The sequence below is a fragment of the Stutzerimonas tianxiuensis genome, from assembly GCF_053470365.1.
In genome coordinates this window covers 202,835-218,881 of sequence record NZ_JBPVWS010000001.1, presented here as the reverse complement: position 1 = coordinate 218,881, position 16,047 = coordinate 202,835, and the positions used below count along the sequence as shown (strand labels likewise).

The window sequence follows — 16,047 nt, the reverse complement described above, 5'->3', positions numbered from 1 at the left end:
CCGGTTATCCTCAGGACCGAGCCCTTCTCCGAGAAACCGCGTGCCCGCACCTCCTCCGCCATCACCGAATCCCCTTGACCGTCTCTGGCTGACCGAAGCCGTGCGGCTGCGCGAAGAACACGCCGGCCCGCTGGACGACGCCGAAGCCAATCGCCAGGCCCGAGCACAGGGCGGTGAACTGCCTGAACTGATCGAGCACCGCGCGCTGTGGCTGGCACGCCGTGACGGCCTGATCGACGCACTGCGCCATTGGCGTCAGGGCGCGCGGCTGGCGGGTTTCGCGCTGGTTCTGCTGGCGCTGTTGACCGGCGCCGGTCTGGCATTTGCAGCGCTGGGTGACGGTATTCGGCCGGTCAACGTGTTCTGGGCGCTGGGCAGCCTGCTCGGGCTGAACCTGCTGACCCTGCTGGGTTGGCTGCTGAGCTTCGTCTTTGCTGGCGATGCCGGCGGTGCGCTGGGCCGATTGTGGCTCTGGCTCAGCGAAAAGCTGGCCCGCGATGCCCGCGCCGTGCAGTTGGCCCCGGCGCTGTTGGCGGTGCTGGAGCAACGGCGTCTCGGACGATGGCTGCTGGGACTAGGGGTACACGGTTTATGGCTGATAGCGATGGCCAGCGCGCTGCTGACCCTGCTCGCGCTGCTGGCGACACGTCGTTACGGCTTCGTCTGGGAAACCACCATCCTCGGCGAAAACACATTTATCAGCCTGACCCAAGCGCTCGGCGCGCTGCCGTCGCTGCTGGGTTTCAGCGTGCCGGACATCGCTCAGATCCGCGCCAGCGGCGACCTTGCCAGTGGCGCGGAAAGCGCACGCCAGAGCTGGGCGGGCTGGCTGGTCGGGGTAATGCTGATCTACGGTCTGCTTCCACGCCTGCTGCTGGCGCTGTTCTGCCTCTGGCGCTGGCGGCGTGGACGGGCACAGCTGCAGCTCGACCTGCAGCTTCCGGCCTACCGCCTGCTGCGTGAGCGGCTTCAGCCACCCACTGAACGTCTCGGCATCAACGATGCTGCGCCGCCACAGCTGCATACGCCGAGCGCCGGAGCGCAACTGGACGGCAGCGAGGGCGCAGTGCTGGTGGGCATCGAGCTGGACCAGAGCCATCCATGGCCGCCCAAGCTGCCGAAAACGGTCGCCGATGCGGGCGTGCTGGATGATCGCGAGCAACGCCGACGGCTGCTGGAACAGCTGACCCGCTTCCCACCGCAGCGTTTGGCCATTGCTTGCGACCCGCGTCGCTCACCAGACCGTGGCACGCTGGCCCTTATCGGCGAGCTGAGCCGTTGCGCCGCTGAGAGTCGCATCTGGTTGCTGCAGCCGCCCACTGGCGAAGCGCTGGACAGCCATCGCCTGCAGGATTGGCACCAGGCGCTGGATGGCCTCGGTCTACCCCATTCGGGAAGCGCCCCAGTGAGCTGGCTGGAGACTGGCCATGATTGAGCTTGGCTCGATTCTGGTAAGGCCCAGCGTGCTGCCGATCAAAGCGGTGGCAACGTCGACGGCTTCGGCTTCACGCGGGCTATTACAACAGCAGCGGATGTCTGCTGGAGCCACTCTATTCGTCCCTTACCGCACCACAGCCAGACTGGAGTCTCGACCATGAGCGCACCGCTAAAACTCGCCCTGGTCGGCCACACCAATGTCGGCAAGACCTCGCTGCTGCGGACCCTGACCCGGGACGTCAGCTTTGGCGAGGTCTCGCATCGGCCGAGCACCACCCGTCACGTCGAAGGCGCGCGCCTGTCGGTCGATGGCGAACCGCTGCTGGAGCTCTACGACACCCCCGGCCTGGAAGACGCCATTGCCCTGCTCGACCATCTGGAGCGGATCGAACGCCCCGGCGAGCGACTCGACGGTCCAGCCCGCACCGCGCGGTTTCTCGACGGCAGCGAAGCACGTCAACGTTTCGAGCAGGAAGCCAAGGTGCTGCGCCAGTTGCTGGCCAGCGACGCCGGGCTTTACGTCATCGATGCGCGCGAGCCGGTGCTGGCTAAATACAAGGATGAGCTGGCGGTGCTGGCCGGCTGCGGCAAACCGCTGCTGCCGGTGCTCAATTTCGTCGCGCAGCCTGGCCATCGAGAGGAACAGTGGCGTGAAGCCCTGGCGCGGCTGGGCCTGCATGCGCTGGTGCGTTTCGACAGCGTGGCTCCGCCGATCGATGGCGAGCGCCGGCTCTATGAAAGCCTGGCGCTGCTGCTGGAACAGTCGCGGCCCAAGCTGCAGCGGCTGATCGATGACCATGAAGCCCAAGCCGCGGCGCGGTTGAGCGAAGGCAACCGCCTGATCGCCGAACTGTTGGTCGACGTTGCCGCCTGCCGCCGTAGCGTGGCGGCGCAGCCAGACCTCGAGCGCGGCGCCATCCGTGAGCTGCATGACGCGGTACGCGCCCGCGAACAGGGCTGCGTCGAAGCCCTGCTGCGGCTCTATGGCTTTCGCCCGCAGGATGCCGCGGCGGCCGATCTGCCCCTGCTCGACGGACGCTGGGGCGACGACCTGTTCAATCCCGAAACGCTGAAGGAACTGGGCGTAAAAATCGGCGGCGGGATGGCGGCCGGAGCCGCTGCCGGTGCCGGGGTTGACCTGATGGTCGGCGGCATCACCATGGGTGCCGCGGCGCTGCTGGGCGCACTTGCCGGCGGCGGTGCGCAGACCGCCAGGCACTATGGCAACCGGCTGCTGGGCAAATTCAAGGGCCAGCGCGAGCTGACGGTTGATGATGCGGTCCTGCGCCTGCTTGCCCTGCGTCAGCGCCAACTGCTGATAACCCTTGCCGCCCGTGGGCACGCCGCGATGGAGGCAATCCGTCTTGATGCACCGGACGACAAGACCTGGCGCGAAGGCAAGCTGCCCGAGGCGCTGCACCGTTGTCGCGCCCATCCGCAATGGTCATCACTGAATCCAGGCGCACGGTTGCAAGACAGCGAGCGACAGGTAGCGATTGAGGGACTACTAGCCAACCTACGCAAAGACTGAGCCCGGTTGGCGCCGTGAAGAGCGCTCGCCGGCAGGGCGGGGCCAGGCAGCGCTCCGCTTTAGCCCGCCGAACAGCGGTTTGGGGGCGATATGCTTCCGGGCGGTTTGTGGTGGGCTGAAGCCCACCCTACAAAGCGGAGCCTGCCGAGTGGGAGAAGACCAACCCGCGCCTGCAGACCAACCGCACCAATAGTGAATGGTGAATGGTCGTAGGGTGAATGGTCGTAGGGTGGGCTTCAGCCCACCGTTTGGCGATCAGTCCCTGCCGGTAACGCACCATCAACGGTAGACGAACGCGGCGCAGGCGAATCCGAACGGCTGAGCCACAAGGTGCCCAGTGTCGCAATCATAATCAGCAGCCCGCCAATCCATCCCTGCATGCCCAGTCGTTCGCCAAGCCAGAGCCCCGCGATGAGGGCGCCAAACAGCGGTTCCGAGCCCATCAGTAATGACACCCGCGTCGCGCTGGTACGGCCCAGCGCCAGGTTCTGTACATAGAGCGCAAACAAGGTTGCGAAGCCGACCAGATACAAGGTGGCGGCCCAGAACGCTGGGCTCTGCGGCAAGGCCGGCAGGCCTCCCGGCAACGACAGACCCAGCACCAGGCAACCCGATGCGACCACTCCACTCTGCACCGCCGTCAATGCCAGGGGCGGCACGTCGAGATTGGCAGTCAGGCGTCGCGTCAGACAGACCAGCACGGCGCGAAACAGCGCGGCTGCAAGCATCAGCCCATCTCCCAGATTGAGCGATATCGCCATGCCTCCGGTCAGCAACCAGACGCCGACCAGCGACAGCCCACAGGCGCCAAACAACAGATTACTCGGGCGCTGGCGCAGCATTGCCCATTCCACAAAGGGCGTGAACACCACGCACAAACTGATAAGAAACGCGGCATTGCTGGCCGTTGTCAGCATCACGCCCCAGGTCTCGCAAAGAAAGATGCACAGCATCATCAAGCCCAACGGCAAGCCCGGACGAATCGCGCGTAACCCTTCTCCGCGCAACTGCGGCAGCAGCAGGATGAAGGTCAGTCCGAAGCGAATGGCCAGAAACCCCAGCACCGGATAGAACCACAGCGCCTGCTTGGCCACCGCATAGCTGCTGCCCCAGATGATCGCCACCACCAGCAGCATGGCATCGGCCAGCCAGAGGTTGCGTCGCGCCATACCACTCAAGTTATGCATTTCGATTGCTCGTTTGAACCAACGAGTCGATTGTCCATTGCTACGCTGAGATCGATAATCCAGCGATTCGGAAAAGGACTTGTGCGTGATGAGAACGAATGACAGCGCCTCTCTGCTGCCGGGCATGGCGGTTTTTGTGCGCGTGGTCGAGGCCGGGAGTTTCTCCGCAGCGGCCCGTGAACTAGGCACCACCGCCTCGGCGGTCAGTCGCCAGGTAGCGCGACTGGAACACGCCTTGTCGCTACGACTGCTGGAGCGCACCACGCGCCAGCTGCGGCTGAACGAAGCCGGCAGTGAGTGCTATGCGCACTGCCGCACGATGCTGGACGCCGCCGACCAGGCACTGGCCATCGGTGAGCGCCTGATGAGCAGCCCGCGTGGGCTGGTGCGCCTAAGCGTGCCCAAGGCCTACGGCAAGTTCGTCATCAGCCCGTTGATGCCGGGCTTCCTGCAGCGCTACGGCGATGTCGATCTGCAGCTGCAGGTCAGCGATCAGAGCCCAGACCTGGTCGAGGATGGCTTCGACTTGCTGGTGAGGGTCACTGATCAACCGCCCCAAGGACTGGCTGGCAAGCCACTCGGAGCGGTGCATCAAATCCTGTGCGCCAGCCCGGCGTATCTCAGCCTGCACGGTGAACCCCAGCACCCGCAGGAACTGCTGCGCCATAGCTGCCTGTATCTGGGGGAGAGTGCGGGCGACAACCGCTGGCATTTCAGCTGCGGCGAACAGCAGGAAGTGGTGACGGTGCGGGGGCGCTACATCTGCAATCACAGCGAAGCGCGGCTGGAGGCGGCGCTGGGCGATATCGGTCTCACCGTACTGCCGCAGTTCACCGCAGCGCAGGCACTGGCGGAGGGACGCTTGCGTGAGGTGCTGCCACAGTGGCGCTACACCGGCTCTTACCAGGGCGCGGCCTGGCTGCTGTGGCGGCAAAACCTGCATCTTCCGCCCAAGCTGCGGGTGCTGATCGATTACCTGAGCGAGACATTGGCATCGCGCTGAGCACACGACGGCGGGCATGCCCTCGGTGGGCTGAAGCCCACCCTACCGGCGGGCGGTCGGACTAACGGACAGAATGAAGCCGAGCGCCCCGCCCCATCTTTCTTTCTGCCGTCGATACGCAACCAGCCACTGACTCAGACTCCATGTAGGGTGGGCTTCAGCCCACCAGCCAGGGCCGTCGAGCAATCAGATCAGCTGCGCTTGTTGGCCACTTCCTCAGCCATGCGGGTCAGGCCCAGGTGGCGCACGTCGGTGCCACGCACCAGGTAAATCACCATTTCGGCGATGTTGCGTGCGTGGTCACCGATCCGTTCCAGCGAGCGCAGCACCCAGATCACGCTGAGCACGCGGGAGATCGAGCGCGGGTCTTCCATCATGTAGGTGACCAGCTCGCGCAGTGCGGTCTTGTACTCGCGGTCGACGGTCTTGTCGTACTGCGCCACCGACAGCGCGAGATCGGCATCGAAGCGGGCGAAGGCATCGAGCGCTTCCTGCACCATGCGGCGCACCTGATCGCCGATGTGGCGCACTTCGACGTAACCACGCGGCGACTCGCCGTCCTCACACAGTTCGATGGCGCGACGGGCGATCTTCGTGGCTTCGTCACCGATGCGCTCCAGGTCGATGACCGACTTGGAGATGCTGATGATCAGGCGCAGGTCGGAAGCCGCCGGCTGGCGGCGCGCGAGGATGCGGATGCACTCCTCATCGATGTCGCGTTCCATGTGGTTGATCTGGTCATCTACGTCGCGCACCTGCTGCGCGAGCCCGGAATCGGCATCGATCAGCGCGGTGACCGCATCGTTGACCTGCTTTTCCACCAGGCCACCCATGGCCAGGAGATGGCTGCGCACCTCTTCCAGCTCGGCGTTGAACTGCTGGGAGATGTGTTGCGTGTGGCTGTCTTTGCTGATCATCTTTTCGCTCCGAGGAGGCTGCCGCTAGGCGGCTCTGGTGCGCCGCGCACCTGGAAATTGTCGAGTTAACGTTGAGGCCCTTGGGAAATCTTCACTGGCGCGGAGGGCGCGCGCTGACAGTACGAGTAGTACGGCAAGCGCGCCCGACAAAGCCAGAGGAGATTTCCCATGGCATCAACCGTAGCGGCCGGTGATGTAGTCTTCGGTCTGCTTCTTTTCGGGATTGGTGAACAGCGTATCGGTGTCGCCATATTCGATCAGCTTGCCCATGTACATGAACGCGGTGTAATCGGATACCCGCGCGGCCTGCTGCATGTTGTGCGTGACGATGACGATGGTGTACTTGGCCTTGAGCTCGTAGATCAGCTCTTCGACTTTCAACGAGGAAATCGGGTCGAGCGCTGAGCTGGGTTCGTCCAGCAGCAGCACTTCGGGCTGCACGGCGATGGTGCGGGCGATGACCAGACGCTGCTGCTGACCACCGGAAAGACCGAGGGCCGACTCGTGCAAGCGGTCCTTAACCTCTTCCCACAGCGCGGCACCCTTCAGCGCCCATTCGACGGTTTCGTCGAGCACGCGCTTCTGCTTGATGCCCTGTATTCGCAGGCCGTAGACGACGTTCTCGTAGATGCTCTTGGGGAACGGGTTGGGCTTCTGGAACACCATGCCGACCCGACGACGCAGGTCGGCGACATCTTCGCCCTTGCGGTAGATGTTGTGGCCGTCGAGGTTGATGGCGCCTTCGATGCGGCAGCCGTCGACCAGATCGTTCATGCGGTTGAAGCAGCGCAGCAGGGTCGACTTGCCACAACCGGACGGACCGATGAACGCCGTTACGCGCTGACGCGGAATGTTCATGCTGACGTTGTAGAGCGCCTGCTTTTCGCCGTAGTAGAGGCTCATGTCAGGCACTTCGATGGCCACGGCTTCGTTGGCCAGGCTCAGCGCGCGCTTGTCGCGACCCAGCGCCGAAATGTCGATGGAATGCGTCTTTGCTTGTGACATGGATGTCTCCGTATCGCTGGAGGCTAGAAGCGCGAGCTGCAATAGTGGCAGCGCCGGGCCTCCAGCGGGTCTGTCGGCTGTTAGTGGTCGAGCGCTTTGTATTTTTCGCGCAGGTGGTTACGGATCACGACCGCACTGAGGTTCAGCGTCGCGATCACCAACACCAGCAGCAAGGCCGTCGCATAAACCAATGGCCGCGCCGCCTCGACGTTGGGGCTCTGGAAGCCGACGTCATAGATGTGAAAGCCCAGGTGCATGATCTTCTGGTCGAGGTGCAGGTAGGGGTAATTGCCGTTGAGCGGCAGGCTCGGCGCCAGTTTGACCACACCCACCAGCATCAGCGGAGCCACTTCGCCGGCGGCACGGGCCACGGCGAGAATCAGGCCGGTCATCATCGCTGGGCTGGCCATCGGCAGGACCACCTTCCACAGTGTTTCGGACTTGGTCGCACCCAGCGCCAGCGAGCCCTCGCGAAGGATTCGCGGAATCCGCGCCAGGCCTTCCTCGGTGGCCACGATGACCACCGGCAACGTCAGGATCGCCAGCGTCAGCGAGGCCCACATCAGGCCCGGCGTACCGAATACCGGCGCAGGCGCTGCTTCGGGGTAGAAGATCCGATCAAGCGAACCACCCAGGACGTAGACGAAGAAGCCCAGGCCGAACACCCCGTAGACGATCGAGGGGACCCCGGCGAGGTTGTTGACCGCGATGCGGATGATGCGGGTCAGTACGCCCTGCTTGGCATATTCACGCAGGTAAACCGCGGCGATCACGCCGAACGGGGTGACGATCACCGCCATGATGATGGTCATCAGCACGGTGCCGAAAATCGCCGGGAAGATGCCGCCTTCAGTGTTTGCCTCACGCGGTTCGTCGCTGACGAACTCCCAGACCTTGGCAAAGTAGAAGCCCAGCTTGTCGAGCGTCGACATGGCGTTCGGGCGATAGGCGCGGACGATCTTGCCGAGGCTGATCTCCTTTTCCTGACCGTCCATGGTGCGCATGGTGATGCTGTCGCGATTGAACCCGGTGTAGAGCGAGGTCAGCTCGCCCTCAAGCGCCTTGTACTCGGCGTCCCACTGCGCACGCTCGGCATCCAGTTCGGCCTGGGCAGTCGCATCGAGCTGATCATCCAGTTCAAGCTTGCGGGTTTTCAGGCGCAGGCGTTCCAGACCATGGTTGATGCGGCCGATGTCGACCTTCTCCAACTTGGCAATGTCAGCATGCAGCTCGTCGATGCGGTCAATCCGCTTTTGCAGCTCTGGCCATGCCGCCTCGCCCTCGGCAACCAGCTGGCCACTCTCCTTGACGTTCAACAGCTCGCCATAGAAGTTGCCCCACTCGCGGCGCTCCAGTGCCACCAGATCGGCCGGCTTGCGCGAGTTGCTCAGCCACTCGCCAACGACCCAGGAGAAATCCGCGCCGTAAACTTCGCGGTTACCGACCTTGAGCAGTTCACGGGTCATGAACTCGCCGCCTTCGACGTCCACCGGCAAGCCGCTGGCCGCCAAGCGTGCACGCGGTACCTCTTCGGCCTGTACCACTTCACCGGCCATTACCCGCGGCTCGGCACCCGGAATCTGGTAGTCGGCGACGATAACGTCGTCCGGCCAGAAATGCTCCAGGCCGCGCACGGCGATCACCGCCAGCAGGCCGAGGGTCATGATCACAGCGATGGAAACGGCGCCGGCGTTCATCCAGACCCAGGGGCTGCCGCTCTTGATCCAGGTTTTCAGCGAATCCTTTTTCACGGATCGATACCTTTGTCGAAAACTTGTCGCAGCCGTCGCCGGCTGCGTTCTGTATTAGAGGCTGGCGTACTTGCGGCGCAGGCGCTGACGGATCAGCTCCGCCAGGGTGTTCATCACAAAGGTGAACATCAGCAGCACCATCGCGGCGAGGAACAGCACCCGGTAATGGGTACTACCCACTTCCGACTCGGGCATTTCCACCGCCACGTTGGCCGCCAGGGTGCGCATGCCTTCGAAGATGTTGGCTTCCATGATCGGCGTGTTGCCGGTGGCCATCAGCACGATCATGGTTTCGCCCACGGCACGGCCCATACCGATCATCAACGCAGAGAAGATGCCTGGGCTGGCCGTCAGCAGCACCACGCGGGTCAACGTCTGCCAGGGCGTCGCACCCAGCGCCAGGGAACCCAGGGTGAGGCTGCGCGGCACGCTGAACACGGCGTCTTCGGCGATCGAGTAGATGGTCGGAATCACCGCGAAGCCCATCGCGATGCCAATGACCAGGGCGTTGCGCTGATCGAAGGGAATGCCCATATCGTTGGACAGCCACAGGCGCATGTCACCGCCAAAGAACCAGTTCTCCAGGTGTCCACTGACCGCCAGAGAGCCCCAGCCCACCGCCAGGATGACGGGGATCAGCAGCAGGGCTTCCCAGCCATCCGGCACGCTCAGGCGAATATTTTCTGGCAACCGGCTCCAGAACCAGCCGGCCAGAAGGATGCCCACGGGCATCAGCAACAGCAGGCTGAAAATGCCGGGCAGGTGATTTTCCAGGTAGGGCGCGAGGAACAGGCCGGCAAAGAAGCCGAGGATGACCGTCGGCAGCGCCTCCATCAGTTCGATCACCGGCTTGACCTTGCGGCGCAGCGTCGGCGCCATGAAGTAGGCCGTGTACAGCGCGGCGCAGATCGCCAGCGGTGCGGCCAGCAGCATCGCGTAGAACGCGGCCTTGAGCGTGCCGAACGCCAGGGGTGAAAGGCTCAGCTTCGGCTCGAAGTCACCGGTCGCGGAGGTCGACTGCCAGACGTAGTCAGGCTCCGGGTAGCTTTCGTACCAGACCTTGCCCCATAGCGCGCTCCAGGAAATCTCCGGGTGCGGATTGTCGATCACGAAACGCTGCAGCTGGTCACCTGACTCGACCAACAGGCGCGTGGCCCGAGGCGACATGGCGGCGACGGCGGCGCCCTCGGCGACCTGCTCGGTCAGCAGCTCGCGATGCGCCGTGCTGTGGAAAATTCCCAGGGTGCCGGCGCTGTCGAGGGCAAGGAAACCCTTGCGGCGTTCTTCAGGAAGAATCTGCGTGATCGGTTGATCAGCCAGCTGGAAGTTGCGCACGTTCTTCAGCTCGGCCTGGCCATCACTGCTGCGCACCATGAACCACTGACCGATGCCGCCCGTCGAGTCGCCAACCATCAGCGAGATGCCGCCCAGCAGCGAGGCCACCGTGGTGATCTCACCTTTGCCGCTCAGCAACTTGTAGCGTCCATTGAGTTGCTTGCGGCGCACATCGAAGACATCGACGCTGGCGCGACCGCTCACCGCGAACAACCACATGTGCCGCGGGTCGATACGCAGCGCCTTGATCGGCTCGGAGAGTTGCGGCAGATCCATGCGCTCCTCTTCAAGCGTTGTTTCACCGGTCATCAGGTTTTCGGTGGATGCGATCTTCAAGGCATGCAAAGCGCCATTCGTTGCGCCTGCGACCATCAGGGTCGAGCCGTTGAGACTGATGCCGGCATGCTCGATGGGCCGCCCTTGCGGGTCGAGGTTCAGCGGCTCCTCACCGAAGGGATAGTCCAGCTGCGGCGTAATGGTCTTTATGCCTTCCGGGTAGCTGACTTTGTAATTGTGCTCGGCAACCAGCACCTGGCCGTTGCTCAGCCCCAGCACCATGCGGCGATTGCCAGGCGTGTCCTGGCCAACCGAGACGATCTGGCTGCCGGCCGGTAGTGGCAGCTCCACGGTGCGCAGCAACTCGCCTGTGGGTACGCTGAAGAAACGCACGGCGCCATCGCTACCCAGGCGCATCGCCACCTTGTTCTGCTCTTCCACAGCCAGCAGCAGCGGCTCGCTGGCGTCGGCCAGCCAGGCTGGCTGCTGCGCTTCACGCGCTTCCAGTTCGGCGCCCTGAAACATGGGCGCCACGACCTGGGCGAGATAAAAGAAAATCAGGGTGATGGCGCCGAGCACCGCGAGGCCGCCAATGGAGACATACCAGCGCGCCAGCTTGTCTTTCAGTGCGCGGATACGGCGCTTGCGTTGCAAGGCAGGGGTATTGAAATCCAGCCGTTGCACATCGGAATTCGCGCTCATGGTCTCGATATCGTTCATGCGAAGGCTCCTGGCCACTCAGGCCGCTTAAAACTGCTGCGCCGCGTTGGCGCGAGTCGTTTCCTGGCTTGATGGCCGGTAGGGCGCCTAATTTAATGCAGCTGTGTGACAGAAAAATTACAGCGAGGTGACGTGACGACGCCCGCCGGCGCAAGGTGCGTGGCGGGCGTCGTACTCAAGCCTTGCAGCGGTCGCTGCAGGCCTGAACGCTGCTGGGTTTAGTCGTTTTGCAGACCCAGGTCGCTGAGGGTCTTGTCGACGACTTTCTTCGGCAGCGGGATGTAGCCGTCCTTGACCACGACTTCCTGGCCCTGCTTCGACAGCACCAGTTTGAGGAACTCGGCGTCGATCGGGCTCAGCGGCTTGTTCGGCGCCTTGTTGACGTAGACGTAGAAGAAGCGAGCCAGCGGGAACTTGCCAGCCAGAGCGTTTTCTTCGTTGGCTTCAAAGGCTTCGCCGCCCTTGGACAGGGGCACAGCGCGGACGCTGGAAGTCTTGTAGCCAATGCCTGAGTAACCGATGGCGTTCAGGGTGCTGGAGATCGACTGCACCACCGAAGCGGACCCAGGCTGCTCGTTGACGTTAGGCTTGAAGTCGCCCTTGCACAGCGCTTCTTCCTTGAAGTAGCCGTAGGTGCCGGAGACCGAGTTACGACCGAACAGCTGGATCGGCTTGCTCGCCCACTCGCCAGTCAGGCCGACGTCACCCCAGGTGGTGATGTCCTTTTCGCCGCCGCACAGGCGGGTGCTGGAGAAAATGGCGTCGACCTGCTCGATGTCCAGGCTCTTGATCGGGTTGTCCTTGTGGACGAACACGGCCAGGGCGTCGATAGCGACCGGCACGGCCGTCGGCTTGTAGCCGTATTTTTCTTCGAAGGCCTGAATTTCGTTGTCCTTCATCGGACGGCTCATCGGGCCGAGGTTGGCAGTGCCTTCGGTCAGCGCAGGCGGTGCAGTGGAGGAGCCGGCGGCCTGAATCTGGATGTTGACGTTCGGGTAGGCGCGCTTGAAGTCTTCAGCCCACAGGGTCATCAGGTTGGCCAGGGAGTCGGAACCGACGCTGGACAGGTTGCCGGAAACGCCGGAGGTCTTCTCATAGGTCGGCAGTGCTGGGTCAACCGCGGCCACTGCGTTAGCAGCGCCTACACCAGCGGCAACAAAGGTCAGGGCCGCCATCAAACGATTCAGTTTCATTCCATGCTCCTAGCAGGGGTGTGTCAGTGTTTGGAACGGGGGCCATTGTCTGCAGGCCGTGTGAACACTCTATGAACTGAATATGACAATCTGGTGACGATACTGAACTTTAGGCCTGTCCGGTCGCTGTCCCTACCTACAGCCGCTATACTCGCCCCGCCCGCACTGCTGCGGGCTTTTTCGCGCAAGAAAAACAAACGCGCCGCGAGTCCAAGCGATGAACGAATACGAACAGGAAGACCCAATCCCGCAGGGCGACCTGGCCTTGCAGCTGACCGCCCTGCCGCGTGAGACCAACGGTTTCGGCGATATCTACGGTGGCTGGCTGGTGTCCCAGATGGATCTGGCCGGCACGGCCATGGCCAGCCGCGTCGCCGCGGGCCGTGTGGCCACGGTGTCCATCGACCGCATGGCCTTCATGGTGCCGGTGGCAGTCGGCGCGCAGCTGTCGTTCTACACCCAGACGCTGGATGTCGGCCGCAGCTCGATCCGCATGCTGGTCGAGGTATGGAGCGACGACCCGCTGTCCAGCGAATGGCGCAAGGTCACCGAGGCGGTGTTCGTCTTTGTGGCCATTGACGGCAGCGGACGCACCCGCCCGGTCACACCGCGCCGCTGAGCGACGGTCACCGCAGCACGTAGCGGTTCTTTCCATCCTGCTTGGCTTGGTACAACGCGGCATCGGCAGCCTGATAGAGCTGCTCGGCAGTCTGCCCAGGCTGCCACATTGCGATGCCAATGCTCGTCGTGGCGCAAGCGCCCTGGGCCGATGCGGGGTGCGGTATGCCACGTTCGGTAAATGCCGACAGCAGCTGCGCCGCTATGGCCTGCGCCGAACTCGCATCGCAGTTGAGCAGCAGCAAGGCGAATTCTTCGCCACCAACCCGTGCCGCCAGGTCCATCGGCCGCCGAGAGAAACGGCCCAATAGCTCGCCAAAGTCACGGATCAGCGCATCGCCAGCCGGGTGGCCCAGACTGTCGTTGTAGGCTTTGAAATTGTCCAGATCCAGCAGTATCAGCGCCAACGGTTGGCGGTCCCGACGGGCCTGCAACAGCGTCTGCCGCAAGGCTGTATCAAAGCTACGGCGGTTGGCCAGGCCAGTCAGCGAGTCGTGCTGAGCGACCCAGCCGAGGAGCTGGCGCACCAGGAACTGCTCACGCTGCGAGTACTCGTGGATATAGCGACTGATTGCTCCGATCAAGAGCAGCAGGACGTAATAACTGACCGCGATCCAGTGCACCTGCATTTCGCTAGACGACAGGATGAGCGCCGCCATCAGGATATCGATCACGATGATCGATGCCGCGCTGATCAGCGCGCGCCAGAAGGTAATGCCGAGAAAGAAGAACGAACAGACGATCAACAGACCCGCACCGTAGCGGAACGCCAGTTCTGGCTGGGAGACCTCGTAGTGGATATCGATGCGCGCAGCGACGATTCCGACCAGCACCAGCAGCAACGGGAACAGGCGGTTGGCAACCAGACGGATTCGCCAGTTAAACAGCGTCATCACGAGAATCGCGACGCCCGGTGCCGCCTCCACCAAGCGCAATAGCGCCAGTTCACGAAGCCACTGCGGATCCGACTCGGCATACAGCTGCCATTCGACATAGTGGTAGCCGGCAACCACGACCAGCAGGAGGCAGGCGCCCAGTACCTGTGCGAAGCGTGCCTGACGTCCCAGGTAACGACGAAACTCGCGCTCCAGGTCTGGCGCAAACAGCAAACCACGAAAGCCTCCGAGCAGCTGTCTGCCATGCGGGGTATCGCGGAAATCTTCAGCGGACTGCTGTTCTAGGGGTTGCATCAGGGTGGCTCATGGTAAGGCGCCGGCAATGATATCACTTGGACATCATCGCTACTGATTTCCCGATGAACGTGCAACAGCCGCTTTGACGCAGCGCCAGATACGCCGCGCGTCTCTTGCCGACACCGGCGCGAGGCGCCACTATCGAGTCACCTACATTGTTGGATGTATCGCGTGACCGCCCTTCTGCTCGCCCTCTGGCCTTTATTCGCCCTGATCATTGCCGGCTACTTCCTGCGACTGCGGGACTTTCCCAGTGAGGCATTCTGGCCAGGCGCCGAGCGGATCAACTACTTCGTACTGTTCCCGGCACTGCTATTCAGCAGCCTGGCCACCGCTCCGCTGGACAACCCCGCGCTGCCTCGCCTGGCCGGGGCAGTCATGCTCGCATTGGGGCTCGTGTGGGTGGCTTTATTGCTGCTCAAACGCGTACGCAGCTGGCCGGCGGCCCGCTTCGGGGCCTTTGCTCAGGGCGGCCTGCGTTTCAACACCTATCTCGGGCTGGCGGCGGTGGGCAGCCTGTTTGGTAAGGAAGGACTGGCGCTGGCAGCGCTGATGCTGGCGCTGATGGTACCCACGGTAAACGTGATGTCGGTGTGGGCGCTGACCGCCGAGCGCGGCGTCAGCGTGCGCTCGTTGCTGCTGCCGATCCTGAAAAACCCGCTGATACTCGCCTGCCTGACCGGCGCGCTGGTGAATCTCTCAGGCTTGGGGTTGCCCGGCGGCACCGATCGCTTGTTGAGCCTGCTCGCCGCTGCCAGCCTGCCCCTGGGCCTGTTGTGCGTCGGTGCAGCGCTGAAGCCGCGGGAGCTCGGTGGTGAAATCCCAGCGCTCGGCTGGAACAGCGCCCTGCGACTACTGGCGGTTCCACTCTTGGCTTATGCGGTCGCCAGGCTGCTCCATCTGCCCGCAATGGAAACAACCATCATCGTGCTGTTCTTTGCCCTACCCACGGCGCCCACCGCCTACGTGCTGACCCGCCAGCTCGGCGGTGACAGTCATCTGATGGCGGGCATCATCACCCTGCAGACGCTACTCGCCGCGGCCAGCTTGCCGCTGGTGCTGACGCTGCTCGAACGCTGACGTCTTTACCAAACACCCGTCATTGCAGCTGTCATTGCGCGGTCGTGGTGAGTTGGCGCCGGGAGACTTCGTCGGATGTGAACGACTCGATCAGCCGCTGATAGTCGCCGCTCTCCCGCAGGGCTTGAAGCCCCCGGTCAAAGCTTTCGATTAGTTGTGCGGCGTCTGGCCGGCTGCGCGGGACGATGAGATGCATCGTCTGACGGCTCAGCACCGAGCCGGAAACATGAAACCGCGACAGAGCCGCTCCGGTTGACTGCAAGGCATGGAGGCCCAGCTGAAGATCGGCCAGAAAGAAGTCATCTCGACCGAGCAACAGCAACAGTGCGCATTCGTTCAAACCCCGCGGCGAATGGCGGACCAGCACCCCCTGATCAACCAGCGACTGGACCGCGACTGGCAGCTGCCAGCCCAGGGGGAGGCAAAGCCGTCTGCCGCTGCTGCCGGCAAGTTCATCGACCTCGACCGCCTCCGTGGCGCGACTGAACAGGTGCTGCTCGGACACGTACAGCGGTGCCGAATAAAGAAACGCCTGCTCGCGCTGTTTGGCCCGGATATAGGGATATGTCGCGTCGTACTCGCCGCGCAGGGTCATCATGTAGCCCCGCTTCCAGGGCTGCCAGGCAAGCGACGACGCGGTCCCGCTGCGGTCGAGTGCCGCCTGCACCACCGCCGTCAGCATCCCGCCCCCGGACAGCGCTCGTCCTGTGAGCGGGGCGTAGTCATCGCCAGTCACTAGCTGCAGTTCCGTGCCATGCGCGCCGAAACAAACGGCCAGGCTTAACAGCAGAGTCCGGTTCC

At 63.4% G+C, this 16,047-nt stretch carries 13 protein-coding genes; 5 read left to right on the top strand and 8 right to left on the bottom strand.

The features are described 5' to 3' along the window. Positions 1-40: 40 nt before the first annotated feature. Positions 41-1,435: a DUF2868 domain-containing protein gene (locus ACSSNI_RS00875; protein ID WP_148925502.1), complete on the top strand. Its 1,395-nt coding sequence runs from the start codon at positions 41-43 to the stop codon at positions 1,433-1,435. Positions 1,436-1,594: 159 nt separating this feature from the next. Next, a complete protein-coding gene (locus tag ACSSNI_RS00870; protein WP_200640007.1) occupies positions 1,595-2,968 on the top strand; it encodes a GTPase/DUF3482 domain-containing protein in 1,374 nt (457 codons plus the stop codon). Between the two features lie 236 nt (positions 2,969-3,204). Here ACSSNI_RS00870 and ACSSNI_RS00865 read toward each other — a convergent pair whose 3' ends face one another. Continuing rightward, a complete protein-coding gene (locus ACSSNI_RS00865; RefSeq protein ID WP_200640008.1) occupies positions 3,205-4,155 on the bottom strand; it encodes a DMT family transporter in 951 nt (316 codons plus the stop codon). An 88-nt stretch (positions 4,156-4,243) separates the two neighbouring features. On the opposite strand from ACSSNI_RS00865, the gene ACSSNI_RS00860 reads away from it, so the two are divergent. Continuing rightward, positions 4,244-5,158 carry a LysR family transcriptional regulator gene (locus ACSSNI_RS00860; RefSeq protein WP_200640009.1) on the top strand — a complete coding sequence of 305 codons (915 nt, stop codon included), beginning with the start codon at positions 4,244-4,246 and terminating at the stop codon, positions 5,156-5,158. Between the two features lie 191 nt (positions 5,159-5,349). Here ACSSNI_RS00860 and phoU read toward each other — a convergent pair whose 3' ends face one another. The 5 genes from phoU to ACSSNI_RS00835 all read right to left on the bottom strand — a co-directional run bounded on the left by phoU (position 5,350) and on the right by ACSSNI_RS00835 (position 12,355). Next, positions 5,350-6,075: a phosphate signaling complex protein PhoU gene (gene phoU, locus ACSSNI_RS00855; protein ID WP_200640010.1), complete on the bottom strand. Its 726-nt coding sequence runs from the start codon at positions 6,073-6,075 to the stop codon at positions 5,350-5,352. A gap of 174 nt (positions 6,076-6,249) precedes the next feature. Then, positions 6,250-7,080, bottom strand: a complete 831-nt coding sequence (gene pstB, locus ACSSNI_RS00850) for a phosphate ABC transporter ATP-binding protein PstB (protein WP_448258784.1) — start codon at positions 7,078-7,080, stop codon at positions 6,250-6,252. A gap of 80 nt (positions 7,081-7,160) precedes the next feature. Then, positions 7,161-8,831: a phosphate ABC transporter permease PstA gene (pstA, locus tag ACSSNI_RS00845; RefSeq protein WP_325166595.1), complete on the bottom strand. Its 1,671-nt coding sequence runs from the start codon at positions 8,829-8,831 to the stop codon at positions 7,161-7,163. A 54-nt stretch (positions 8,832-8,885) separates the two neighbouring features. Further along, positions 8,886-11,162 (bottom strand): ABC transporter permease subunit, encoded by a 2,277-nt coding sequence (locus tag ACSSNI_RS00840; RefSeq protein WP_200640011.1) that lies wholly within the window; start codon positions 11,160-11,162, stop codon positions 8,886-8,888. Positions 11,163-11,380: 218 nt separating this feature from the next. Next, positions 11,381-12,355: a PstS family phosphate ABC transporter substrate-binding protein gene (locus ACSSNI_RS00835; RefSeq protein ID WP_045423571.1), complete on the bottom strand. Its 975-nt coding sequence runs from the start codon at positions 12,353-12,355 to the stop codon at positions 11,381-11,383. A gap of 217 nt (positions 12,356-12,572) precedes the next feature. Here ACSSNI_RS00835 and ACSSNI_RS00830 point away from each other — a divergent pair, with 217 nt between their 5' ends. Continuing rightward, positions 12,573-12,974 carry an acyl-CoA thioesterase gene (locus ACSSNI_RS00830; protein ID WP_102836616.1) on the top strand — a complete coding sequence of 134 codons (402 nt, stop codon included), beginning with the start codon at positions 12,573-12,575 and terminating at the stop codon, positions 12,972-12,974. Between the two features lie 7 nt (positions 12,975-12,981). Here ACSSNI_RS00830 and ACSSNI_RS00825 read toward each other — a convergent pair whose 3' ends face one another. Further along, positions 12,982-14,163 (bottom strand): GGDEF domain-containing protein, encoded by a 1,182-nt coding sequence (locus ACSSNI_RS00825; protein ID WP_200640012.1) that lies wholly within the window; start codon positions 14,161-14,163, stop codon positions 12,982-12,984. A 174-nt stretch (positions 14,164-14,337) separates the two neighbouring features. Here ACSSNI_RS00825 and ACSSNI_RS00820 point away from each other — a divergent pair, with 174 nt between their 5' ends. Further along, the gene (locus tag ACSSNI_RS00820) at positions 14,338-15,246 is read left to right on the top strand and encodes an AEC family transporter (RefSeq protein ID WP_418952681.1); all 909 of its coding nucleotides are present in this window, start codon (positions 14,338-14,340) and stop codon (positions 15,244-15,246) included. A 31-nt stretch (positions 15,247-15,277) separates the two neighbouring features. Here the strand turns inward: ACSSNI_RS00820 and ACSSNI_RS00815 are convergent, their stop codons facing one another. Beyond that, a complete protein-coding gene (locus ACSSNI_RS00815; RefSeq protein WP_448258781.1) occupies positions 15,278-15,982 on the bottom strand; it encodes a substrate-binding periplasmic protein in 705 nt (234 codons plus the stop codon). Between the last annotated feature and the right edge of the window lie 65 nt (positions 15,983-16,047).

What these genes read in the sequence shown, in the direction of transcription:
- ACSSNI_RS00870 (WP_200640007.1), top strand. Translation starts at nt 1,595, where the DNA reads ATGAGCGCACCGCTAAAACTCGCCCTGGTCGGCCACACCAATGTCGGC.
- ACSSNI_RS00865 (WP_200640008.1), bottom strand. Translation starts at nt 4,155, where the DNA reads ATGCATAACTTGAGTGGTATGGCGCGACGCAACCTCTGGCTGGCCGAT.
- ACSSNI_RS00860 (WP_200640009.1), top strand. Translation starts at nt 4,244, where the DNA reads ATGAGAACGAATGACAGCGCCTCTCTGCTGCCGGGCATGGCGGTTTTT.
- phoU (WP_200640010.1), bottom strand. Translation starts at nt 6,075, where the DNA reads ATGATCAGCAAAGACAGCCACACGCAACACATCTCCCAGCAGTTCAAC.
- pstB (WP_448258784.1), bottom strand. Translation starts at nt 7,080, where the DNA reads ATGTCACAAGCAAAGACGCATTCCATCGACATTTCGGCGCTGGGTCGC.
- ACSSNI_RS00840 (WP_200640011.1), bottom strand. Translation starts at nt 11,162, where the DNA reads ATGAACGATATCGAGACCATGAGCGCGAATTCCGATGTGCAACGGCTG.
- ACSSNI_RS00835 (WP_045423571.1), bottom strand. Translation starts at nt 12,355, where the DNA reads ATGAAACTGAATCGTTTGATGGCGGCCCTGACCTTTGTTGCCGCTGGT.
- ACSSNI_RS00830 (WP_102836616.1), top strand. Translation starts at nt 12,573, where the DNA reads ATGAACGAATACGAACAGGAAGACCCAATCCCGCAGGGCGACCTGGCC.
- ACSSNI_RS00825 (WP_200640012.1), bottom strand. Translation starts at nt 14,163, where the DNA reads ATGCAACCCCTAGAACAGCAGTCCGCTGAAGATTTCCGCGATACCCCG.